This window comes from Trinickia sp. Y13 (assembly GCF_029522115.1).
Taxonomy (GTDB): Bacteria; Pseudomonadota; Gammaproteobacteria; order Burkholderiales; family Burkholderiaceae; genus Trinickia.
Genome location: NZ_JAKWFK010000009.1, coordinates 76,591 through 99,427, shown reverse-complemented (window position 1 = coordinate 99,427; position 22,837 = coordinate 76,591). Strand labels below are relative to the sequence as shown.

Below are 22,837 nucleotides of genomic sequence, written 5' to 3'. Positions count from 1 at the left end.
TCAGCCCTCCGCGCGGTAGCCAACCGGGTCAGCCAGCCAGCGGTGAACCTCGCGGTTCGGCCACGCGACGCAGCGCGCCGAACCCAGTTGAACGCGCTTCGGGAAATGCCCCTTCAGTTCGCGTTGACGGACGGACTCATGAGACAGGGGGATGAATTTGCGCAGATCGCGCCAGCGGCTATACCCGTCGAGCGGAAGCGCTTGCGGTTCCGATTGCGCGTCGGAGATGGATTGGGCTTTTGCTGCCATGTGAATAACCTCGCGGTTGATTGAACATGGCAACAGCGTAGAAAGAACGCGGTCAGAGAAGGCCGATATCGGGAATGGGCAAGCCGATATCGGGTTCCGATTACCGGTTGGCGGGCTTCCCGATCAAGTCCGCCGCGTCTTTCAGGTAAGAACGAAGGGCATCTTCTTTCACGTCCGCCCCCACCGTTTGAATTGACGAGAGCATGTCCCCAAAATTCGTCATGCGCTGCGCGTGAATATCCACGCGGTACGCATCAATGGCAATTGCGCCGATGACCTGAAGCATCTTTGATCGGCTCTTGCCCTCCGATCGGTCAGCCTCAAGCGCATCGATTCTGGCATTGGCGGATGCCAGTTCATTCGCTAGCTCGGATATTTTCGCCTCGAGCTCTGAAACCTGCTCGCGAAGCTCCTGGCTATTCTGCTCCACTGATTCCGCACGACTTCCCGCCGGCAGAGATCGCGTGTCGAGCCATGCCAGCAGATCGGACATTGCGACGGTCGATTTATCGGGGTCTATCTGCGCAATAACATTGCCGTGCCAGTCATTGATCTCCGGTTCAACGATGGCGGGAATCTTCCCATTTGCGACATGCTCAACAAGGAGCGCCACGGCATCGTGCCAGTCGAGAATATCAAGGCGATCTGCAACAACGTATCCAGCCTCGGTCAATTTTAGGCGGTCACGGTGCAATAGACCGTTCACCTTCCGCTTAAGTGCATCTACCATTTGCGCCCTCACGCAAGCCCCCTCATGAAGTAAGGCCGCGCCACCCGGGGGTGAGGGAACCTCGGTTTGCGATCCGTCGATCGGGCGCGGCCAAGGGCGATTCTAACGGTCGGGCGACCGGAACCCTACTTTAGGACAGTCCACTCAGAATCGGGGGTAGCAGCACACGCTTGGGGGTCTTTTTGGGGGTCCTTTTCCCAACGCTGCCCTGCAAATGCCTATCCAGTCGTTAGGTGTGAATTCTGTCGGGGGACCACACGCGCCGCCGCCACGCCGATCAAGCCGCCAGCTTGAACTCCATACGCTTACCCAACGCGGTCAGCGCGCTCGCCAACGTGATCAGCGTCAAGCTCGTGTCCTCTTTGTCGAGCAGCCGGTTCAACGCGGCGCGGCTCGTATGCATGCGTTCGGCCATCGCCGTCTTCGTCAGCTTCTGCGCTTTCATTTCCTGTTCGATTTGCCACGTGATGATTCGCTTCATGGCCGCGGCCGTCGCTTCCTCCAGCCGGCCTTCGTCCGCGAGAAAATCGTCGAAGCTGCTGCCAATGTGCTTGTTTGTCATGTTCTCGTTCCTTCCTGTCAAAACTCCGCGCCCAACGCGTCGCGAAGTGATGTCGTCACCGATCACTTTCCGATCATGCGCGTCCAAACCACGCAGCCACTCGCGCGCCGGCTCGTTGCCGCTCGCGGCGCGATAGAAACGAACAAAAAGGACTCGCTCGACCGACTCGCCGATGCGGCGGCAAATTTCAAAGTGATTGATGCGTACCAAATTTGATACGAAACACAAGAGAGTTGAAGGAGCCGTGCAAATCGCCGAGTCCGAGCGCGACGTCGCACGCCGCTCTTGTATTCGATAAATGCGCCGAACGATCGCTTCCGCCCAAAAAAACCGGACGAACCAAGCCCGCCCCCCGTGCTAGCATCGACCGGTTACGGAAGCGCCACATGAACCCGATCACAGCCCACCGATTCGACGCCGAATTCGCGCCCCACATTGCGCAGGCGATCCGAAACGTCGTCGGCCCCCTGGCCCACGTGGAAATCCAGCCCTACGGCGGCCCCGATCATCCGACCACGCTCAAAGTCACCGCCCCCATTTCGGAACGAGCGCGCGATGCGCGCCATCCGCTAAACGTTCATATGACTTGGGACGAGTACGAGATCGCTTCGCTGATCGAGCCCAGTGGGCCGGCACGATTCGCTCATTACTTGGAAGCGCTGCCGCGTAAGCTGCGCGCGTGGCAACTCGCGCGTAATTTCGATTTGGCCACACGCTCGCAGGCCGAGCCCTTCATCCTGCTGGGGAACCTCGACCTGGAAGGCTGACGGCTGCGAAAGCCCCGGTAGGAAGACAGAGCGCAGGCCGCCCGGCGCCGGCGGCCGTCAATGCCGATGATGCAGCCGGTCGAACCAAGGATGCGAATCCATCCAGCGCAGCAAATCGACAAGGGGATGATCGGTGTGGTAGCGCGTCGCCACGGCAAGCGCCGCACAGGCGAAAAGCGCCAGCGCAAGCATGAATCCGATCGACCAATCGAACATGGCGGCCTCCGCGGTTCGCAGGGATGTTTCCATTCTAGACGCGCTGCGCCCGTTCGCGAATATGCGCCGCCGCACGAAAACGCGATCGGGCTGCGATAATTAGGGCCCCCACCCCACTCAGTCACTGAAAGGAGCCGCCGTGAGCGAGCCGACTTCCTCTCCCGCCAACGAGATTCGCCGCGTCGCGTTCATCGGCCTCGGCGTCATGGGCTATCCGATGGCTGGCCATTTGGCCAAAGCCGGATTCGACGTCACCGTCTACAACCGCACCCACGCGAAAGCGCAGGCGTGGGTCGCGCAATACGGCGGCCGTGCGGCGCCCACGCCGCGCGAAGCGGCCGACGGCGCGCAACTCGTGCTCGCCTGCGTCGGCAACGACGACGACCTGCGCAGCGTCACGTTAGGGCCGGACGGCGCGTTGGCTGGGATGGCGCGAGGCGCCGTATTGGCCGATCACACCACGGCATCGGCCGACGTGGCCCGCGAGCTGTCCCAGGCGGCGAGCGCTCAGGGCGTCGCGTTCATCGACGCCCCCGTCTCGGGCGGCCAAGCCGGCGCGCAAAACGGCAAGCTCACGATCATGTGCGGCAGCGACGATGCACCGGCCTTCGAACGCGCGGCCGCCGTCCTCAAGCATTACGCCGTCGCCGTCACGCACCTGGGCCCGGCAGGCGCAGGCCAACTGACGAAGATGGTGAATCAGATTTGCATCGCCGGCCTCGTGCAGGGGCTGGCCGAGGCGATCTATTTCGGCGAACGCGCCGGGCTCGATATGCCCCGCGTGCTGGAAGTCATCGGCAAAGGCGCGGCCGCGAGCTGGCAAATGGACAATCGCGGCAAGACGATGATCCAAAACGAATACGATTTCGGCTTCGCTGTCGATTGGATGCGCAAAGACCTCGGTTTCTGCCTCGACGAAGCCAAGCGCAACGGCGCGCCGCTGCCGGTCACGGCGCTCGTCGATCAGTACTACAGCGACGTGCAGGCCCTCGGCGGCAATCGCTTCGACACCTCGAGCCTCATCTGGCGCTTGCGCAAGCTGCGCGGCGAAGGCTGACATGCCCGACGCCGCCTCGCCGGCCGCGCTGCGTCAGTCTGGGCTGACGCTCGCGCCGGCGGGCGCGTAAGCCGCTTCGCCGTATGCGGCGACGATCCTTTCGTCCTGCTCCTTCGCGGAGAACGACTCCCACTCGATGCCGTTGACTCGCGCGTGCTGCTATAGCCCGTGGCGCTGTCGTCTTCGAAGCCGACGTGCCGCAGCGAGCGATTCAAACCGCGGTGATACACTCGGCTCGCACGCCGCCACGCGGCACATCGTGCTGCACCGTTGAACCCTTCAAGAAAAGGAGGCATCCGATGGCTGAATTCAGAATCTGGTCAGACGACTTTCCCATCAACGGCTTCATGCCGAAAGCACAGGAGTGCAACGACAAATCGTTCGGCGTCGACGGCGACGGCGGCAACCTGTCGCCGGCTCTGCAATGGGAAGCGCCGCCCGAAGATACGAAAAGCTTCGCGCTGACCGTGTACGATCCCGACGCGCCCACCGGCAGCGGCTTCTGGCACTGGGTCGTCGTCAACATCCCGGCCGATGCCCGTTCGCTGCCGCTCGGCGCGGGCAAGGCGGACGGCTCGCTGCTGCCCGCCGGTGCGATTCAAGTGCGCAACGACTACGGCACGCAAGGCTTCGGCGGCGCCGCGCCCCCGCGCGGCGACACGCCCCATCGCTACATCTTCCGCTTGCACGCGATGAAGGTCGATCGCTTGCCGATCACGCCGGAAACGACCAATGCCGTCGCGCGCTTCATGACGCATTTGAACGAAATCGATTCGACCACGTACACGGGGCTGTACGAGTTGAAGTGAGGCCCAGCCCTCTCGGCGATGCGGGCCGCCCCGCGTCGCCCCCCATCGTTCGGCTCGGCATGATCGTTGCGGATGCAACCAACGCGTCCGCCCCGGCAACGACGCGCCGGCAAGCACATCGGCCGGTTCATGCTTAGAATGCGAAGGCTCGGCCCTGTTCAGGCCCTAGCCCCCAGCGTAGCAAAGCGAGCCCATCCCCGATGGAAGTAGAACAAGGCCTTCCCGTCCCCCAACGCTATTGGGCGATCGTCGTCATCGCGCTCGGCATCACGCTCGCCGTGCTCGATGGCGCGATCGCCAACGTCGCCCTGCCAACCATCGCGCGGGATCTGCGCGCAAGCGCTTCCGCGTCGATCTGGATCGTCAACGCCTACCAGTTGTCCATCACGATCTCCCTGTTGCCGCTCGCGTCGCTTGGCGACCGCATCGGCTACCGGCGCATTTATATGGCGGGCCTCGCTTTGTTCACGCTCGCCTCGCTGGGGTGTGCGCTCGCCAATTCGCTACCGGCGCTCGCCCTCGTGCGCGTCGCTCAGGGCTTCGGCGCCGCCGGAATCATGAGTGTGAACACGGCGCTGGTTCGCGCCATCTATCCCGCCAATATGCTCGGCCGCGGCGTCGCGATCAACGCGATGGTCGTTGCGATCGCGTCCGCTGTCGGGCCGACGGTCGCTTCGGCCATCTTGTCGGTCGCGTCGTGGCCCTGGCTCTTCGCGATCAACGTGCCGATCGGCATCGCCGCCGTCATCGGGGCCGGCCGTGCGCTACCGACGAACCCCGGGCACGACGCGCCGTACGATCTGTTGAGCGCCGTGATGAATGCGGTCGTGTTCGGCCTGCTGATCTTTACGATCGACGGCCTCGGTCATGGAGAAGCGAGCGTTTGGCTCATCGTCCAAACGCTCTGCTTGATATTGGTCGGCTACGTGTTCGTGCGGCGTCAGTTGACCCGCACAGCGCCGCTGCTGCCGATCGACCTGCTCAAGATCCCGGTGTTTGCGCTGTCCATTGCCACGTCGGTCTGCTCGTTCTGTGCGCAGATGCTCGCCTACGTGTCGCTGCCCTTCTTGTTCCAAAGCGTGTTCGGCTTCGATCAGGTCGAGACGGGCCTCTTGATCACACCGTGGCCGTTTGCGATCATCTTCGCCGCGCCCCTTGCGGGCGTGCTCTCCGATCGGTATTCGGCAGGGGTGCTCGGCGGCATCGGACTGCTCGCGCTAACGCTCGGCCTCGCACTGCTCGCCACCGTCGGGGCGCACCCGAGCGCGTTCGATATCGCCTGGCGCATGGCGCTGTGCGGCGCGGGCTTCGGCATGTTTCAGTCGCCCAACAACCGGCAGATGCTCGCCGCCGCGCCGCGCGAGCGCAGCGGCGGCGCGAGCGGCATGCTGGGCACCGCGAGATTGACGGGCCAAACGGTCGGCGCTGCCCTCGTCGCACTGATCTTCGGTCTATCGCCCGAGCGCGGGCCCATGCTCGCGCTCGTCGTTGCCGCAGCCGTTGCGGGGCTCGCCTCGGTCGTGAGCTTGATGCGCCTGCGCACGCCCAGCGCTGTGAAATAGCTTACTGCGACGCGCCAGCTTCGCTCACCTTCAGGTGGTTCTTCACTCGATGGACGCCGTCGATGCCTTCGACGACCTGCTGCGCGCGCGTCTTCTCGTCGCTCGTCGGCACAGTGCCGGTGAGCCACACCGTCCCGCGTCGCGTCTTCACGTGAATATGGGTGGACTTGACGTCCTTGGCCGTCATCAGCGCCGCTTTCACCTTCGTGGTGATGGTGCCGTCGCTGATGTGTTGCCCAAGCGACTCGGAACTGCTCGAGGGCGCGGACGCGCTCGAAGTGGACGATGCCATGGTCTGGGCCGTGACGCCGCCTGCAAGTGCGAGGGAACCAACAATCGCGGCGATTTTGAGTAGTGGGAGTGTCTTCACGATTTCTCCTGCTCAAAGATGGAAGGAATTGCCGAGCGTGCGGGGCGACCGGGAAGGCCTACCGAACCGCGTTTCGACCCGTACTTCGAGCGTCCGCAAGGAGCATGCCCTCTTGCCTCGCCCGCGAGCGGACGGGCGGCCGTGGGATCTGACGCATATGCAGCAAAGGGCGCCACGCTTTTTGCACAGCGCCCTGTAAAACGTGCCGCCGCAAGGCATGGTGGGCATGCTCCGTGCGCCGTCCAATCGCGCGCTGGCCCCGCGCGGCAACACTTGGTATGGGCATTGCTTAAACCCCAGGACTATTCCACTGGACAATTCGCTATGCCGCCGACTTTAGAATTGCGCAGCAAACAACACGTCGCGCTCACGCCGCGTCTGCAACAATCGGTGAGGCTGTTGCAGTTGTCGTCGCTGGAGTTTCAGCACGAATTGCGTCAGGCGCTCGACAACAATCCATTCCTCGAATATGACGATCCGATCGTCGAAGAAGCCGAATCGACAGCGAACGGGGCGCACGAGCACGACGGGGCCGCGCCTTTGGAGTCTGGCGTCGCTGCCGATGCCGCACCGGCGTCGGACGTCGTCGACTCGTACGAAGGGGTGGGCAACTCGGAAGTGACGAGCGCCTCTCCCGGCGACGATCCCATTGGCGATTTCGGCCAAGATTGGACCACCCGCTCGGCCTCGCGCAACAACAGCGATTCGGACGATGTCGATCCGGGCGCATGGGCGCATGCCCAGCCGACGATGCATGAGCATCTGCATAGCCTTTTGCATCTGTATCCGTTGAGCGAGCGCGATCGCGCAGCGGCGCAGATCGTGATCGAGGCGCTCGACGACGACGGTTATCTGCGCGAATCGCTCGATGAATTGGCGAGCGCCTTCGAGGCTGATCCCCCGCTTAGCGAAGAAGAATTGCGCGTGGCGCTGCGTCTCGTGCAGACGCTGGACCGCCCGGGCGTAGGCGCGCGCTCGCTCTCGGAATGCTTGAGCCTGCAGCTCGACGCGATGCCTGCCGAAACGCCGGGACGCGCCGCCGCGCTCGAGATCGTTCAGCATCACCTCGAGCGGCTCGCGCGGCGCGAGCATGCAGAGCTGCAAAAGCAACTGGGTTGTTCCGCAGAAGAACTGCGCAAAGCTTGCGCCCTCGTGCGCCGGCTCGATCCGAAGCCTGGGCAGTTCTATGCGCGCGCCGACGACAACTATGTGATCCCCGATGTCATCGTGCGCCGCGTCAAGGGACGCTGGGTGGCCACGATCAACCCGGCGGTGCTGCCGCGCGCGCGGATTCATCGCGTGTATGCCGAGCTATTCGCGCAATCGGGCGGAGCCGGTTCGCCGCTCGCGCAGCAATTGCAGGAAGCGCGCTGGTTGCTGCGCAACGCAGAACAACGGTTCACGACGATCCAGCGCGTAGCGCAGTGCATCGTCTCTTATCAAAAGGCCTTTTTCGATTACGGAGAGATCGCGCTGAAGCCGCTCGTCTTGAGCAAGCTCGCCGAAGAACTGGGCCTGCACGAATCGACCGTCTCGCGCGCATCGAGCAACAAGTACATGGCCACGCCGCGCGGCATCTTCGAATTCCGTCACTTCTTCCCCCGCGAATTGGCAACCGAGACGGGCGGCCGCTGTTCGGCCGCCGCGGTGCGTGCCTTGATCAAGGAGATGATCGAACAGGAAGACGTACGCAACCCGCTCTCCGATGTCGCGCTCGCGAAGATGCTCTCGCAAGAAGGCATGATCGTCGCGCGCCGCACCGTGGCGAAGTATCGCAACTTGCTCAAGGTGCCGCCCGCGCAACTGCGTCGGCAGGCTTGACGAATCAAGGCCGGCTACATGCCGGCCTCGTGCTTTCGATCGTAGCGACCTGCGTCAAGGAGACTCGCTTTCGCCTGCCTTGACGCGATCAAGCCGTGCCGCTCACGCGGCGATATCGGCGAGTTTGACGGCCTTTCGCGTGACCGACGCCGCACTCGTGACGCGCCGTAGGTCGACCAAGAACGCATCGCGCCAAGTCGACAAGTCATTTGACCGCAGCATCGCCATCATGTCCGCGTGGCGAGCCTTGCGATCTTCGAGCGGCAACGACAGCGCGCGCTCGAGCGCCTCGGCCATTTGCGTGAGGTCGAACGGATTGACGACGAGCGCGCCCGGCAATTGCTCCGCGGCGCCCGCAAACTGCGAGAGCACGAGCACGCCCGGATCTTCCGGATCTTGCGACGCGACGTATTCCTTGGCGACGAGATTCATACCGTCGCGCAACGGTGTGACGTAGCCCACCTGCGAGAGGCGGAACAGCGCCATCAGCAGGTTGCGTTCGTATTTACGATTCAGGTATTGGATCGGCGTCCAATCGAGCTGCGCAAAGCGACCGTTGATGCGGCCCGCTTCGCCCTCCAGCGTCTGGCGAATCCGCTGGTAAGTCTGCACGTCGGAACGGGTCGGCGGAGCGATCTGCACGAGCGAGACTCGCCCATGCCAATGCGGCGAGCCGAGCAGCAAACGCTCGAACGCTTGAAAGCGCTCGACGAGCCCCTTCGAATAGTCGAGGCGATCGACGCTCATGATGATGCGCCGTCCGCGCATCGCATCGCGCAGCGTGCCCACGGGCTTGCGATCGGAGAATTGTTGAGCCGCTTTGGCGATGGCGTCGGGATAGATGCCGATCGGGTAGGCGCCCACTTTCAATACGCGACCGAACGCGTGGATCATGCCGTCGTCGCTGGCGGTACCGAATCCGCCGCGTTCCACGTAGTCGACGAACGATTGCCTATCGGCTTGCGTTTGAAAGCCGATCACATCGTAACTGCACATCGCCTTGACGAGCTCCTCATGCGGCGGCACCGTGCGCAGCATCTCGGGAACAGGGAAAGGAATATGCAGGAAGAACCCGATGGGATTGGTCACTCCGATATCGCGCAACGCGCGCGCGAACGGCAAAAGGTGATAGTCGTGAACCCAGATGATGTCGTCCGGGCGCAGCATCGCTTTCAACTGCTTTGCCAGCGTCGCGTTCACACGCAAGTAGCCGGCGTATTCCTGGCGATCGTAGCGCGATAAGTCAGTGCGATAGTGAAACGTCGGCCATAAAGTCGCGTTCGAAAATCCTCTGTAGTACTGATCGTAATCGCGCCTCGTCAGACCGACGGTTGCGTATGTGACCTTGCCCTGCACGTCGATGGAGGGGGACTGCGCTTCGCCCACGATTTCCCCACTCCATCCGAACCAGACGCCCCCGGTTTCCTTCAAGGCGTCCAGCACGCCGATCGCGAGCCCCCCTGCCGCGGGGCGGCCCTCCTGCGTCGGCGCGACGCGGTTTGACACCACGATAAGTCTGCTCATTGGCGGCTCCACCTCTTCGGTTGGCATTTTTCTGCGCGGCGAATCTTCTCGCCGTCGCCCGACATCTCGTACGCAAGGTGCGTGCCGCGATAAACGTCGGAGCAATGCAATGGCATTGATGCCTCCCCCCCTCGGGAAGGAGGCTGCAACGAAGCGAGCGCACGTAGCAAAGGCTACGCGCACTGGGAAGTTGCAGTTATTCGCCCGCGTTCGAAATAGGGCGTGCGCAGACGAGACCGCGCCCCGGCGCGCCCATTGGACAGCGTCTCCGAGCGACGGGGCTACGCGTCTTGCTCGGAGCCCAAATCGCGCTGATAGTCGAGTCCTTCCGCGCGTGCACCGCCTTGGTTCTGTTCGCCGTCAGCCGGCGAACCGGGCGCGGCGCGGTTCTGGGCCGTGGGGTCCTGCGACGACGTCGAGGGAGCGGGAAAAACGCCGCCGTTCTTTGCTTCGCGCTTGTGCGCATGGCGCGCCGAGCGCCGCAACGCGGGGTGTCTCATGGAACGATCTCCAAGAGCAGGCGAATGGCAGGGAAAGTAATTAAGTTTAGGCTGCCTGGTGACGGTTCGCGCGGTAACAATTGCGTCAGATTTGTAACCGATACACTCTGCGCCCCCTGGCACCCTTGTTCATACGATCAGTACATTTGCGCAACGTCCGGGGGAATCGACGGGGGATCGCCGATCGGGGGATGGCCCGGCTCAGGCGGATCCCGCTCTGGGACTGGGCCTGGAGTCGGCGGCTCTTTCGGGGGAGGAATGGGAGGGTCGGGCTCCGGCGTGTGAAACCGAACGCGCTCGCTGCGGGACATGGACATGGAAGATAGGCCTCGTTGAGCACTAGCGAGAAGTCTCTGTCAGCAAGTCTCCTGCCAACGGCTGGCGGCTAACCGCGCAGGCGGTGCACTCGGCGAGCACCCGAGCTCAGCGGCCCGCGATGCACCCCGCGCCCAGACCCGTATCGGCATCGGCGGGCTCGATTATCGGGCCCGCTTGAAATGCTCCCGCCATCTGCGAAGCAGGCCCCGTCATTTGCCGGCGGTGGCCTCACCCGTGTCACCAGCGGTGTCGCTCTCGCTCGCCGATTTCGCGTCCTCGCCATATTCGACGAGCCGGTTATACAGCGTCTTCAAGCTGATCCCGAGAATCTCCGCGGCCCGCGTCTTCACACCGCCGCACTGCTCCAACGTTGCGAGAATCAACTGACGGTCCGCCATTGCGAGCGACGTGCCGAACGGGATCGTCACGGCCGTGCCCGTCGAAGGCTTGGAGAGCGAAATCTGCAATGGCACGGCCGCGGTGCTGTCCGCGTCGGGACCGGCCATGATGAACGCGCGCTGCACGTAATTCTTCAGTTCGCGCACGTTACCGGGCCACGGGTACGAGAGCATCATGTCTTTCACCGCCGGCGGGAATTGCTTGTGCGTGCCGTGGCGTTCGTTGTGCTCTTCCAAAAACGCCTGCGCCAGCAGCCATACGTCGTTGCCGCGCTCGCGCAGCGGCGGCAGGCTGATTGGGAACACGTTGAGCCGATGATAAAGGTCCAGTCGCAGCTTGCCCTCGAGCACCGCCTCCTCGGGATCGCGGTTCGTCGCGGCAATCACGCGCACGTCGGTCTCGATCTCCTTGGTCGTGCCCACGCGCATGAACATGCCCGTTTCGAGCACGCGCAGGAATTTGACTTGGAGTTCGGCCGGCATCTCGGTGATCTCATCGAGGAAGATCGTCCCGCCGCTGGCTCGCTCGAAGTAACCCTTATGCTGCCGGTCCGCCCCCGTGAACGAGCCGCGCTCGTGACCGAACATCTCCGATTCGATCAAGTTCGGCGATATCGCGCCGCAATTCACCGCGAGAAAGGCATGCTTGCGGCGCAAGCTCAGCTCGTGAATGGTCTGCGCCGCGACTTCCTTGCCCGTGCCCGACTCGCCGACGAGGAGCACCGACGCAGCGGTAGGCGCCACGCGACTGATCTGGTCGTACACGGACTGCATCGCGGGTGAATTGCCGAGCATCAAGCCGAAGCGCCCCATGCGGCGCAATTCGCCGCGCAGCGTGCCGATTTGCGCTTTCAAATCGCCCGCACGCGGCAGCCGGTCGAGCACCGCTTTGACACGCTGCATGTTGATCGGCTTGACGAGATAGTCTGTCGCACCCATCTTGAGCGCGGTGACGGCAGATTCGACCGTCGCATGTCCGGTAATGACGATGATTTCGACCCCCGAGCGCGGATCGAGATCTTCGAACAAATCGACGCCGCTGCCGTCCGGCAATTGCAGATCGGTGAACACGACATCCGGCGTCTGGCGCACGAGCTGAATGCGAGCCTCGCGCAAATCGCCGGCGGTCGCCGTCGTCAAGCCGTCGGCGGCGATGATCGATACGAGGGCTTCGCGGGTTTCGGGGTCGTCGTCGACAATCAGCACATGTGGCATCTGAGTTAGCGGGTCGGTGATAAGTAAGGGTTAAAAAAAGGGACGCAAGCCGGGGAGCGGCGCAAACGCCCTAACCGCTTCGATCGTCGCATCATTTTGCCTAGAGCCGACGATGGAAGCGAGCAATTCGGCACAACTCGGGGGTGAAACGAGCGCCGCCGGACGGGGCGGCGCGCTCGGGCTGCGCGGCGCGCGCGAAGCGGCGTCAGCTATGCCCGTGAGGAAAAATCCATGCGTCGCGGGTCCCACCCACTTGGCCGAAAGCGCCATGGCCGGCCCCATTGGGGACGACCTTGGGTCCGCTGCGCTCTGGCGAGGGGGCAGCGGCGCTGGCGGCCGAAGCCGCCTGGGACACGACTGCACCGCCTTCGCCTTCCCACCGGCTCAACTCGCCCGCGAGCCGTGCCTGCGATGCGCGATGCTTTTGCGCCCAGCGCCAAGCGATCATGCCGCCGACCGCGATCAAGGCGCCGAAAACGCCGATTCTGGGACGAGCCATCATATCCCCCTAGCATTTGCTCGGTTCATCGACGAGTTCGAGCGGCGCTTGCGCTCCGCCCGACTCCCTGTGGGATCGATCCGCGAACGTGGAGTTCCGCTGATCGTCGAATTGCCAGAGGCGCAGCTTCCGTGCCAGCGCGTCCGTTCGTAAGCCCCTACGTCGCGCGAGCGTGGCGTGGTTAAATACTCTTTTGGAACTAGCCACGCGCGTTGGCGCCGAAGGAAACAAGCACCCTCATTCCCGGCGCGTGAGCGCCCTATGGACGACTGCAACCACATGGCCGAGTTTACCGACATCGAAACTGCGGCCGCACCGCCCGAGCATGGCGCTGCGGCACGCTGCGCAAAGAATATCGAGCGCGACGCGGCTGGACTCGAATCGTACGGGCTGCTGTACGGTTCCTCCCCGTCGATGCTCGAGTTGTACGAGCAAATCGAGCGCGTCGCATCGACCGACGCGACCGTGCTCGTCGTCGGCGAATCCGGCACGGGCAAGGAACTCGTCGCCCGCACGATCCACGATCGCAGCGCGCGCAAGGACGGACCCTTCGTCGCCGTCAACTGCGGCGCGATTCCCGACAGCCTGCTCGAGGCCGAGCTGTTCGGCCACGAGCGCGGCAGCTTCACCGGCGCCATTCAAGGCCGCGCGGGTTACTTCGAGCACGCGAACGGCGGCACCTTGTTCCTCGACGAAGTCACCGAGATGATGCCGGTGCGCCAAGTCAAACTGCTGCGTGCGCTCGAAACAGGCACGTTCTATCGCGTCGGCGGCACCGAGCTGCTGCGCAGCGACGTGCGCGTCATCGCCGCCACGAACCGAGATCCGCTCGTGGCAGTGAAGGAAAACGGTCTACGCGAAGACTTGATGTACCGCCTCGCCGTGTTTCCGCTTCGCGCGCCGCCGTTGCGCGAACGCGAAGGCGATCGCGAACTGCTCGCGCAGCACTTCTTGGCGGAACTAAACAAGCAGGAAGGCACGAATAAAGTCTTCAGCAAACGCGCGAAGGAAACACTGCGCACCTACTCGTGGCCGGGCAACGTGCGCGAGCTGAAGAATAGCGTCTACCGCGCCTTCATCCTCGCCGAGAAAACCGTCGAGATCGAACATCCGCGGCTTGCCGCACGCTCGAAGAAAGCGGTGACGCAAGGCGATGCGATGAGCATTTGGGTAGGTACGCCGCTCGCCGAGGCGCAGCGGCAAATCATCCTTGGTACGCTCAAGTACTGCGGCGGCGACAAGCGGCGCGCGGCGAAGGCGCTCGGCGTGAGCCTCAAAACGCTCTATAACCGCCTGGGCGCTTACGAGGAAGAAGACGAGGGCGCCGGTATGCCCGAGTCCTGAATGCAAACGCGCCGCACTCGCCCGCAGATGGGCTGTGCGGCGCGGCTGTCTTTCAGATGGCCACCGAGCCGGAGAGCTCGCAAATTTGGCCGCCGCTTACGACTCGACGTCTTCCAAGCTGAAGATTTCCGTCTGGTCGTTGTACGAAAAAATTTCCCCGTAACGGCCCCAGTTGATGACGGCGTCGAGCGTCTCCTCCGCCGCGCTGTCGGACAGAAAATCCTCGAGCTCTTGCTCGAAGCGCACGCGCGGCGCGCGATGGCCAGGCCGCTCGTTGAGCACTTTCTTGATACGCGCGGCCAACGGTACGTGACGCAGCAAATGCTCGGCGAACATCATCTTGCGCTCTTGGGTGCCGAATTCGGCGAATACGCGAGCCGGCGGCGTCAGGAAAATATCGCCCTCGCGCACGTCGGCAAAGCCCAAGTGCTGCAGCACTTCCGCGATCGGAAACAGATCGTCGACCTCGAGGTGCAGCGAACGCGCGATCTCGGGCATGTCGGCGCGGCCATGGTAAGGCGGGGCCGCTAGCGTCTCGATCAAGCCCGCCATCAAGTTCGTCGACACGCTCGGCAGCCAACTGCCCAACTCGAGCCCCTTCTTCGTCGCCTCGTCGGTGCGGCGCGCGGTCATCTTCGCGTAGATCTCGTCGACCAGCCGGCGGAAGGCGGGATCGAGCCGGTTGCGCGGGTGGGCGAACGGCACTTTTATTTCGGCAAGCACGCGCCCAGGATTCGACGAGAGCACGAGAATGCGGTCGCACATGAACACGGCCTCTTCGATGTTGTGCGTGACGATCAGCACCGACTTGATCGGCATGCGCCCTTGCGTCCACAGATCCAACAAGTCGGTGCGCAGCGTCTCGGCCGTCAGGACGTCGAGCGCGGAGAACGGTTCGTCCATCAGCAGCAACGTCGGGTCGACGACGAGCGCGCGCGCGAAGCCCACGCGCTGGCGCATGCCACCCGACAACTCGCGCGGATACGCGTTCTCGAAACCGTCGAGGCCGATCAAGTCGATCGCCGCCAATGCGCGCTCCCGGCGCTCGCGCGCACCCACGCCTTGCGCTTCGAGGCCCGCCTCGACGTTTTGCAGCACCGTCAGCCATGGAAACAGCGCAAAGGTCTGAAACACCATCGCCACCCCTTCGGCCGGGCCGGAAAGCGGCTCGCCCAGGTAGCGCACTTCGCCCGCGGTGGGCTCGATCAGGCCCGCGATGATGCGTAAAAGGGTGGACTTTCCCGAGCCCGAACGCCCGAGGAGCCCAACGATTTCGCCCTCGCGCAACGTCAGATTGACGTCGTCCAGCACGAGCAACTCGCCTTGCGCCTTCGAAAAACCACGGCGCACGCCCTTGACGTCGAGCACTTCGGCGCCCGGGCGCGGCGCGGCCGTCGCGGCGCCGGCGAATGAGCCGGCGCTTAGGTCAGCTTTGGGATTTTGCATTGCGCTTCACTCTTGAATTGAGCACTGAGTAGGCGCGCCGTTCGCGCGCGCCCGAAAGCTAGCTCTCGATCAATCGAGCCGCAGCTTCGCTTCCGCATAGGCATAGAGCGGACGCCAGAGCAGGCGGTTAAATAGCGTCACGAACAGCGACATCACGGCGATGCCGAGAATGATCTTCGGGAAATCGCCCGCGGCCGTGTATTCGGCGATGTAGGCCCCGAGTCCGTGCGCCGCCACTTTGGTATCGCCCCACTGCACGAATTCGGCCACGATGCTCGCGTTCCATGCGCCGCCGGAGGCCGTGATCGCGCCCGTCACATAGTAGGGAAAGATACCCGGCAGCATCGCTTGGCGCCACCACTGCCAGCCACGGATGCGGAAGTTCGTCGCAGCCTCGCGGTAGTCGTTCGGATAGGCCATCGTCCCGGCGATGACGTTGAAGAGGATATACCACTGCGTGCCGAGCACGATGAGCGGAGATAGCCACACGTCGGGGTTCAAATGAAACCGCACGATGACGATCACGAATACGGGGAACAGCAAGTTCGCCGGAAACGCGGCCAGAAATTGCGCAATGGGCTGGGCCTTCTCGGCGATGCGCGGCCGCAGGCCGATCTTCACGCCCACCGGCACCCAGACCAGCGACGAAATCGCGATCAGCACGACGACGCGCGCGAGCGTGATGAAGCCGAGCATCAGCACGTGGCCGACTTCCGCACCCGTCACGCCCGTGCGCACGTAGGCCACGACGCGCCAGGCGACATACACCGTTGCCACCAAAACCAGCACGCCCCACAGCGCATCGCCCACACGCGAGCGCTTCTCGCTGCGAGCGAGGCGGACGAACGGCACGGCGTCGACCCGCGGCAGACGCAGCGGGATCCGCGCTAGCTTGGCGAACATCCAGCCGGCGGGCACGAGCAGCAGATGAATGAGCCGCGTGCGGCGCACGAGATCGAGCAGCCACGATTCAGGCGCATCGCCCGAACTCGTCGTCTCCATGCGGAACTTGTCGGTCCAAGCGACGAGCGGGCGAAACATCAGTTGATCGTAGGCGAGGATCACGACCGACATCGTGACGATCACCCAGCCGATCGCCGCGAGATTTTTCGCCGCGATGGCCTGCGCCAGATACGCGCCGATGCCGGGCAGCGTGATCGTGTTGTTGCCGACGGTGATCGCCTCGGATGCCACGACGAAAAACCAGCCGCCCGACATCGACATCATCATGTTCCAGATGAGGCCCGGCATCGAGAACGGCACCTCGAGCTTCCAGAACCGCTGCCACGCCGTCAGATGGAACCCGCGCGAGACTTCGTCCAGATCGCGCGGCACCGTGCGCAGCGACTGGTAGAAGCTGAAGGTCATGTTCCACGCCTGGCTCGTGAAGATGGCGAAGATCGCGGCCAGTTCCGCGCCGAGCACGCGGGCGGGGAAGAGCGCGAGGAAGAACGTGACCGTAAACGAGATATACCCGAGCACGGGCACCGACTGCAGAATGTCGAGGATCGGCACGAGCACCATGCCCGCCCGGCGGCTCTTGGCCGCGAGCGTGCCATAGGCCAGCGTGAACGCGAACGACGCGACGATGGCCGCCAGCATCCGCAGCGTCGTGCGCAACGCGTACTCGGGCAGCATCGCGGGGTTCAGCGAAATGACCTGGGCCTTGAGCGTCGAAATCGGCGCCATCGTCTGGTGAAAGCCGATCGCGGCCATCGCGATCGCGCAGATGATGAGCGGAAAGGCAACGAAATCCCAGCGATTAGGGGCGATGCGCCACGCCGACGCATTCGCGGTGCGGTTCAGATTGAAGCCGAAATCCATCAGGCCCCCTTCGCGCCGCGCGGCGAACGGGGACTGAGCGCCGGGCGCGCCGGCGCCGCAAGCAGGCCTGAGCCGACGAGCATGCGCAAGCCCGCGCGCGAGGCGGCGGAACGATCCGTGACACGAAATACGAGCATGACGAGCGTAGGGTTGCGGTGACGCGTTTGAGCGCGAATCGTCGACTGGTCGAGCCGTCGATCCGACTGCCGGCCTTCGTCGCCTTTCTTTTTGACGGCACGACACTACTACAACCTGTGTTTCAGGCACAACCGCGCCGGTCGAAAACGTCCGGCCGGACCCGCGGCGGGCGCCTCGCGTGAAACCGCGCGCAACCGCCGCCTTTTGCGCCTTGGCGCAGCGAGGATACGCGCATCGACGCGAAAATGGCGGGCGCCGCGCCGGCGAACGTGAAATTATGCCGCGAAGCAGCCGCGACGGGAACCCGCGAGGCCGAGGCGGCCGCCACAGCCCTTGGCGAGCAAACGGCGAACGAGCGGTACTTGCACGAGAGCGGGTATCATCGGTTTCTCATGGCGAGTACCCCACCGATCTACCGGGAGATGTCCAATGAAAGGAAATCTGGTCATCGTTTGTCGCGACCAGGATGCGACCGCCTTCGACGAGCTCATGGCCGAATACGGCGCGTTTCAGACGAGACTGTCGTCCACCGCATGGTATTTGAAGCTAGACAGCCAGCCCGAGGACGTCCAGGAAGAGATTCTGGCCCGGCTCGGTAAGTACACCACCCACTACATCTTCGAGGCGAACAGCGTCACCTACAACACGGTCGACAGCGACGCCGCCGCCGCGCTCGACGCGCTGTTCGCCGAATGACGCCGCGCTGACGGCTCGATCCAAGCGGGTCGGCCGGGATCGAGGCGAGGCGATCGCCCTTACCTTACCAGGCGCCTTCCGATCGCGTCGCGGCACGCGTCGCCGCTGCGAAGGGAAACGTCATCGCCACACGTAGGCCGCGCCCTTCGGCGTTGCCGATTTCGCACGCGCCGCCCACCCGGCGCACGAGACGCTCGACGATGGCCAGGCCGAGCCCGCTGTGGCCGTTGCCCCCCCGCGCGGGGTCGAGGCGCACGAAAGGTCGGCTCGCATTGACGAGATCTTGCGGCGAGATGCCGCGACCGTGATCGCTGACCGAGAGCTCCCAGCCCGCCGGCGTTCGGGCCGTCGCCACCACGACGGGCGGCGCGCCGTACGCATGCGCGTTATCGAGCAGGTTCGACAGGATGCGCTCGAGCGTCGCGGTGGGCAGGCGAAAGCCCGGCCCAGCCGTCAATTCCGTGCGCACTGCCGGGCCGCCGGGCGCGACTGCGCGATAGCTGCGCGCGATGCGCTCGCATTGCTCGTCGACTTGGACGAGCTCGCTGCGGTCCGTGCCGTCATGCGCAAACACGAGGAATTGGTCGACGATGTGTGCCAGCGAATCGACATCGCGCACGACGCCGTCGCGCAGCTTGGCTTCCTCCATCATCTCGGCGCGCAGCCGCAGGCGCGCGAGCGGCGTCTTCAAATCGTGCGCTACGCCGGCGAGCATGACGGCACGATCCTGGTCGGTGCGCGACACCTCCCGCACCATCTGGTTGAAGCCGCGCGTCAGTTCGCGCAACTCGCGCGGCCCGCGCTCGGCGAGCGGCGGAACATTTTGTCCGCGGCCGAAACGCACCACAGCGCCCGCCAACGCGGCCAGCGGCTGCTGCAGCCGCCAAGCGACGAACAGCGCGCACATGACCGCGACCGAAAAAATGGTGCCCAGCCAGACGAGCATCTGATCGCGCGGCCGCGGCGGATGCAGCGCGAGCATCGGCACGACGATCCAATCGCGATCGGCCGCCTCGTGCACCCAGAGGATCGGCGGGCGCCCCGGCGAGCCAACGCGCACGAGCGAGCCGGGCGGCAAACGGTCGCGCAAATCTTCCACGAAGCGTTTGAGCGGCGGGGGAAGATCCTGATCGGCGGGAGGCACTTCGGGGCTGACGGGATCGACGAGCCGCACACGCGAAGGCAGCGGCACGGACGGCGTGCGGGCGACGTGTTGGCGCACCGCATCGACCAGGAACGCCGCTTCCTCGACGGCGTAGCGCGCCTGCGATTGACTGCGCTCGACGCGCATGAGCACGAACCAAGCGAAATGCGAAAACAGCAGGACGGCGACGACGAGTAACGCGAGCCTGCCGAAGAGCGAATCAATTGGGCGCCGCATCGGGATCGCCATTGGGAACGAACACGTACCCGCGGCCACGCACCGTTTGGACGAAGCGCGGGTTCGACGGGTCCGATTCGAGAATGCGCCGCAGACGCCACACCTGCACGTCGATGCCCCGGTCCGTGCCGTCGTACTCGGGCCCATGCAGCAGTTCGAGCAGCCGCTCGCGCGTGAGCGTGCGCATTGGGTGATTGACGAAGATCTTCAGCAGTGCGAACTCGCTGCCGGACAGCGTAAGCGGCCGCCCTTCGTGGTTGAGCGTGCGCGATTGGAAATCGAGCTGGAACCGCCCGAACGCGAAAGGCTCGCGCTGCTCGGGGGCCGCCGACGGAATCGTGCGCCGCCGGCGCAGCACCGCTTGCACGCGCGCCAGCAGTTCGCGCGGATTGAAGGGCTTGCCCAGGTAATCGTCTGCGCCAAGCTCCAAGCCGACGATGCGGTCGACGTCATCGGCGCGCGCCGTCAGCATGATGACGGGGATGTCGTCGCCCGTCGCACGCAGCTTGCGCAACGCGGTGAGTCCGTCCACGCCCGGCATCATCAGATCGAGGACGATCAGATCGGGCCGCTCGCGTTCGAGCCGGCGTTCGAGCGTGGCGGCGTCGTGCAGCACCGAGACCTCGATGCCCTGACGGACGAGATAGTCGCGCAGCAGATCGCGCAGTTCGGCGTCGTCGTCGACGACAAGGATTTGGGTAGCCATGGAGCGAAGTTTAACGCCAGCCGCGCGCGAAACGCACCGCCGGCCCGGCGGATGGGTTACTGGACGTTACGGCGAAAGCAATCCGTAATGCACCGTAACGGCGCGCATGTCGCAGGTAACACCCGCGATCGAAGGCCAGACTAACTTGGCGAAACGGACGGCGAATGCCAACGCGGTGCGCCGCCCAATCTCGATCACCGGAGCTTATCGAATGAACGCTTTATCTCGTACCACTCGTCATCCTTTACGCTGGTTCACGGCGGCTGCCGCGGCATTGACCCTCTCACTCGGCGCTTACGCGGCCAGCGGGCAAATGGGCCCGGCCCCCCACGGCGGCCCGGGCGCGGGGTGGCATCACCGCGGCGGCTTCATGACGGAGAAGCGGCTCGCGGACTTGCACGCCCGCCTCAAACTCACGCCAGAGCAGGAAAAGCTGTGGCAAAGCGCCGCCGACACCATGAAGCGCGATGGCGCCGCCGGGCGCGCAGAGCGCGAGAAGTTGCACGCGCAACTGAAGACGATGATGCAGCAACCGATCCTCGACATGAACGCGTTGCACACAACGCACATGCAGGCGCGGCAAGACGGCGAGAGGCTGCACGAGGAGACGGCGAGCGCGTGGCTCGCCGTCTACAACGCACTCGACGACCAGCAGAAGACTGTGGTCAGCGACTCGTTCAAGCAGCATTTCGCGAAAATGGAGTCGATGCGCGACCACGTGCGCGAACGCTGGCAACAGCGGCACGGCGCCGCATCGGCGGCTGCGCCGGCGAATCAATGACGCTTCGAGCGTAGTCGTGCCGGTCGCCTCGCGCCGCTCGCGCAACGCGGTGCGACCGGAAACCGACAATCGACAAACCAGAAACGCCGCGCCTTCGGGTCGCGGCGTTCGTCGTTTACGCATTCACGCATTCGAGCATCGGCGCGCCGGTGGCTTTCGGGGCAGCCCGATGAGTGAATCGGCGCGCGAGCGCAAAGCGCCCAGATACGGCTTTGCCGCGCGACCGCTTGCGCGCGCGCCCTCCCCCGGGTTCGCCGCAGTAGCACCGACCGCGCGTTCGGGTAAAATGCTGCGCTTTTCGCCCTGCACGGGCTCGCTCGCGCGCGGGCAAACGAAAAAAATCGGCGCCGCGAAGCGTGGCGAGAACGGCCTAGCCCGTCCTCGCAGGCTCGCAGCCGGAGGCCGGCGCAACCGCCGGCCCTACGGCACGCTATTTTTGTCCGCCTAGAATTTTGCGGCGCGCCGCCATTTCGGCGCACCGCCAAGGACCGCACTTCCTACCATGCTTCTACAAGGCTACGGCCCGCTGATCCTCGCCGGCACTTGGCAGACCGTCAAGCTCTCCGTGCTGTCGCTTGCGCTCGCCTTCGTGCTGGGCCTCATCGGCGCGGCGGCCAAGCTCTCGAGAAACCGGCTCGCCAACGGCGTCGGCACGGTCTACACGACGCTCGTGCGCGGCGTGCCCGATCTCGTGTTGATGCTGCTGCTCTTCTACAGCATTCAAATCTGGCTGAACAACCTGACCGACCTCGTTGGCTGGGATCAGATCGATATCGATCCGTTCGTCGCCGGCATCATCGTGCTCGGCTTCATTTACGGGGCTTACTTCACCGAGACGTTTCGCGGCGCGTTTCTGTCCGTGCCGCGCGGGCAGCTCGAAGCGGGCGCGGCTTACGGCATGACGCCCTGGCAGACGTTCTCGCGCATCATGTTCCCGCAGATGATGCGTTTTGCACTGCCCGGCATCGGCAACAACTGGCAAGTGATGGTCAAGGCAACCGCGCTCGTGTCAATCATTGGGCTGGCCGACGTCGTCAAGGCGACGCAGGACGCCGGCAAAGGCACGTTGCGGTTTTTCTTTTTCACGCTGATCGCGGGGGCGGTCTATCTCGCGATCACGACGATATCGAATCTCGTGCTGCTCTGGCTCGAGAAGCGCTACTCGATCGGCGTACGCAAAGCCGAGCTATAAGGTACGTCACATCACCATGATCGAGATCATCCACGACTACTGGCGCAATTACCTCTTTACGGACGGCTATCACATCACGGGCCTTGCCATCACGATGTGGCTGCTCGTCGTGTCGATCGGCATCGGCTTTTGCTTATCGATACCGCTGTCGGTCGCCCGCGTGTCGCGCAACAAGCTGGTTGCTGGCGCCGTCTGGCTCTACACGTACATCTTTCGCGGCACGCCGCTTTACGTGCAGTTGCTGCTTTGCTATACGGGCCTGTATAGCCTCGAGGTCGTGCGCAACCACGAACTGCTGAACGCCTTCTTCCGCGACGGCATGCATTGCACGCTGCTCGCGTTCACGTTGAACACCTGCGCATACACCACCGAGATCTTCGCGGGCGCCATCAAAGCGACGGCGTACGGCGAGATCGAAGCGGCGCGCGCATACGGGATGTCGACCTTCACGCTGTACCGGCGCGTGATTCTGCCGTCGGCGCTGCGACGCGCGCTGCCGCTCTACAGCAACGAAGTGATTTTGATGCTGCACGCGACGACGGTGGCATTCACGGCCACGGTGCCCGATATTTTGAAGATTGCGCGAGACGTCAATTCGGCGACATACATGTCGTTTCAGGCGTTCGGTATCGCCGCGCTGCTTTATCTGGCTATCTCATTTGCGCTCGTCGCACTGTTTCGCCGCGCCGAGAGGCGCTGGCTCGCCTATTTGCGCCCGCAAGGCAAGTAACT

Annotated in this window: 23 protein-coding genes; 10 read left to right on the top strand and 13 right to left on the bottom strand. The window is 64.1% G+C overall.

Going from position 1 to position 22,837, the window contains the following annotated elements:
- The 3 genes from MMB74_RS17105 to MMB74_RS17095 form a co-directional block, all read right to left on the bottom strand.
- Entirely contained in the window at nt 1–249 is a 249-nt protein-coding gene (locus MMB74_RS17105; RefSeq protein WP_277429851.1) for an AlpA family phage regulatory protein, read from the bottom strand.
- 100 nt (nt 250–349) lie between these two features.
- Nucleotides 350–979 (bottom strand): hypothetical protein, encoded by a 630-nt coding sequence (locus MMB74_RS17100; protein ID WP_277429850.1) that lies wholly within the window; start codon nt 977–979, stop codon nt 350–352.
- 277 nt (nt 980–1,256) lie between these two features.
- Nucleotides 1,257–1,541 carry a Fis family transcriptional regulator gene (locus tag MMB74_RS17095; protein WP_277429849.1) on the bottom strand — a complete coding sequence of 95 codons (285 nt, stop codon included), beginning with the start codon at nt 1,539–1,541 and terminating at the stop codon, nt 1,257–1,259.
- Nucleotides 1,542–1,927: 386 nt separating this feature from the next.
- On the opposite strand from MMB74_RS17095, the gene MMB74_RS17090 reads away from it, so the two are divergent.
- Entirely contained in the window at nt 1,928–2,308 is a 381-nt protein-coding gene (locus MMB74_RS17090) for a DUF5594 family protein (protein WP_277429848.1), read from the top strand.
- A 57-nt stretch (nt 2,309–2,365) separates the two neighbouring features.
- Here MMB74_RS17090 and MMB74_RS17085 read toward each other — a convergent pair whose 3' ends face one another.
- Nucleotides 2,366–2,557 (bottom strand): hypothetical protein, encoded by a 192-nt coding sequence (locus MMB74_RS17085; RefSeq protein ID WP_277429847.1) that lies wholly within the window; start codon nt 2,555–2,557, stop codon nt 2,366–2,368.
- Nucleotides 2,558–2,663: 106 nt separating this feature from the next.
- On the opposite strand from MMB74_RS17085, the gene MMB74_RS17080 reads away from it, so the two are divergent.
- The 3 genes from MMB74_RS17080 (at nt 2,664) to MMB74_RS17070 (ending at nt 5,952) form a co-directional block, all read left to right on the top strand.
- The gene (locus MMB74_RS17080; RefSeq protein WP_277429846.1) at nt 2,664–3,581 is read left to right on the top strand and encodes an NAD(P)-dependent oxidoreductase; all 918 of its coding nucleotides are present in this window, start codon (nt 2,664–2,666) and stop codon (nt 3,579–3,581) included.
- 299 nt (nt 3,582–3,880) lie between these two features.
- Entirely contained in the window at nt 3,881–4,390 is a 510-nt protein-coding gene (locus MMB74_RS17075) for a YbhB/YbcL family Raf kinase inhibitor-like protein (RefSeq protein ID WP_277429845.1), read from the top strand.
- Nucleotides 4,391–4,590: 200 nt separating this feature from the next.
- On the top strand, nt 4,591–5,952 hold the full coding sequence (locus tag MMB74_RS17070) for an MFS transporter (protein ID WP_277429844.1): 1,362 nt from the start codon (nt 4,591–4,593) through the stop codon (nt 5,950–5,952).
- 1 nt (nt 5,953) lies between these two features.
- Here MMB74_RS17070 and MMB74_RS17065 read toward each other — a convergent pair whose 3' ends face one another.
- Nucleotides 5,954–6,322 (bottom strand): BON domain-containing protein, encoded by a 369-nt coding sequence (locus MMB74_RS17065; protein ID WP_277429843.1) that lies wholly within the window; start codon nt 6,320–6,322, stop codon nt 5,954–5,956.
- Nucleotides 6,323–6,646: 324 nt separating this feature from the next.
- On the opposite strand from MMB74_RS17065, the gene MMB74_RS17060 reads away from it, so the two are divergent.
- A complete protein-coding gene (locus tag MMB74_RS17060; protein ID WP_277429842.1) occupies nt 6,647–8,143 on the top strand; it encodes an RNA polymerase factor sigma-54 in 1,497 nt (498 codons plus the stop codon).
- A 102-nt stretch (nt 8,144–8,245) separates the two neighbouring features.
- Here MMB74_RS17060 and otsA read toward each other — a convergent pair whose 3' ends face one another.
- From otsA to MMB74_RS17040, 4 genes are all read right to left on the bottom strand, one after another.
- Nucleotides 8,246–9,667, bottom strand: a complete 1,422-nt coding sequence (gene otsA / locus MMB74_RS17055) for an alpha,alpha-trehalose-phosphate synthase (UDP-forming) (RefSeq protein ID WP_277429841.1) — start codon at nt 9,665–9,667, stop codon at nt 8,246–8,248.
- A 281-nt stretch (nt 9,668–9,948) separates the two neighbouring features.
- The gene (locus MMB74_RS17050) at nt 9,949–10,167 is read right to left on the bottom strand and encodes a hypothetical protein (RefSeq protein ID WP_277429840.1); all 219 of its coding nucleotides are present in this window, start codon (nt 10,165–10,167) and stop codon (nt 9,949–9,951) included.
- A 527-nt stretch (nt 10,168–10,694) separates the two neighbouring features.
- Nucleotides 10,695–12,098 carry a sigma-54 dependent transcriptional regulator gene (locus MMB74_RS17045; RefSeq protein WP_277429839.1) on the bottom strand — a complete coding sequence of 468 codons (1,404 nt, stop codon included), beginning with the start codon at nt 12,096–12,098 and terminating at the stop codon, nt 10,695–10,697.
- A 205-nt stretch (nt 12,099–12,303) separates the two neighbouring features.
- Complete coding sequence (locus tag MMB74_RS17040) at nt 12,304–12,597, bottom strand: hypothetical protein (protein ID WP_277429838.1); 294 nt, start codon at nt 12,595–12,597, stop codon at nt 12,304–12,306.
- Between the two features lie 261 nt (nt 12,598–12,858).
- Between MMB74_RS17040 and MMB74_RS17035 the strand changes: the two genes are divergently transcribed.
- Nucleotides 12,859–13,941, top strand: coding sequence for a sigma-54 dependent transcriptional regulator (locus MMB74_RS17035; RefSeq protein ID WP_277429837.1), 1,083 nt, complete (start codon nt 12,859–12,861; stop codon nt 13,939–13,941).
- Nucleotides 13,942–14,037: 96 nt separating this feature from the next.
- Here MMB74_RS17035 and MMB74_RS17030 read toward each other — a convergent pair whose 3' ends face one another.
- Complete coding sequence (locus tag MMB74_RS17030; RefSeq protein WP_277429836.1) at nt 14,038–15,387, bottom strand: nitrate/sulfonate/bicarbonate ABC transporter ATP-binding protein; 1,350 nt, start codon at nt 15,385–15,387, stop codon at nt 14,038–14,040.
- A 69-nt stretch (nt 15,388–15,456) separates the two neighbouring features.
- The gene (locus tag MMB74_RS17025) at nt 15,457–17,211 is read right to left on the bottom strand and encodes an ABC transporter permease subunit (RefSeq protein WP_277429835.1); all 1,755 of its coding nucleotides are present in this window, start codon (nt 17,209–17,211) and stop codon (nt 15,457–15,459) included.
- A gap of 567 nt (nt 17,212–17,778) precedes the next feature.
- Between MMB74_RS17025 and MMB74_RS17020 the strand changes: the two genes are divergently transcribed.
- Complete coding sequence (locus MMB74_RS17020; protein ID WP_277429834.1) at nt 17,779–18,045, top strand: hypothetical protein; 267 nt, start codon at nt 17,779–17,781, stop codon at nt 18,043–18,045.
- A gap of 64 nt (nt 18,046–18,109) precedes the next feature.
- Here MMB74_RS17020 and MMB74_RS17015 read toward each other — a convergent pair whose 3' ends face one another.
- Nucleotides 18,110–19,426, bottom strand: a complete 1,317-nt coding sequence (locus MMB74_RS17015; protein ID WP_277429833.1) for an ATP-binding protein — start codon at nt 19,424–19,426, stop codon at nt 18,110–18,112.
- Nucleotides 19,410–20,132: a response regulator gene (locus MMB74_RS17010; protein WP_277429832.1), complete on the bottom strand. Its 723-nt coding sequence runs from the start codon at nt 20,130–20,132 to the stop codon at nt 19,410–19,412. Before MMB74_RS17010 ends, MMB74_RS17015 begins: the two co-directional genes overlap by 17 nt.
- A gap of 211 nt (nt 20,133–20,343) precedes the next feature.
- Here MMB74_RS17010 and MMB74_RS17005 point away from each other — a divergent pair, with 211 nt between their 5' ends.
- The 3 genes from MMB74_RS17005 to MMB74_RS16995 all read left to right on the top strand — a co-directional run bounded on the left by MMB74_RS17005 (nt 20,344) and on the right by MMB74_RS16995 (nt 22,835).
- The gene (locus MMB74_RS17005; protein ID WP_277429831.1) at nt 20,344–20,913 is read left to right on the top strand and encodes a periplasmic heavy metal sensor; all 570 of its coding nucleotides are present in this window, start codon (nt 20,344–20,346) and stop codon (nt 20,911–20,913) included.
- Between the two features lie 502 nt (nt 20,914–21,415).
- A complete protein-coding gene (gene hisQ, locus MMB74_RS17000; RefSeq protein ID WP_277429830.1) occupies nt 21,416–22,105 on the top strand; it encodes a histidine ABC transporter permease HisQ in 690 nt (229 codons plus the stop codon).
- Between the two features lie 16 nt (nt 22,106–22,121).
- Nucleotides 22,122–22,835 carry an ABC transporter permease gene (locus MMB74_RS16995; protein WP_277429829.1) on the top strand — a complete coding sequence of 238 codons (714 nt, stop codon included), beginning with the start codon at nt 22,122–22,124 and terminating at the stop codon, nt 22,833–22,835.
- The last annotated feature ends 2 nt before the right edge of the window (nt 22,836–22,837 follow it).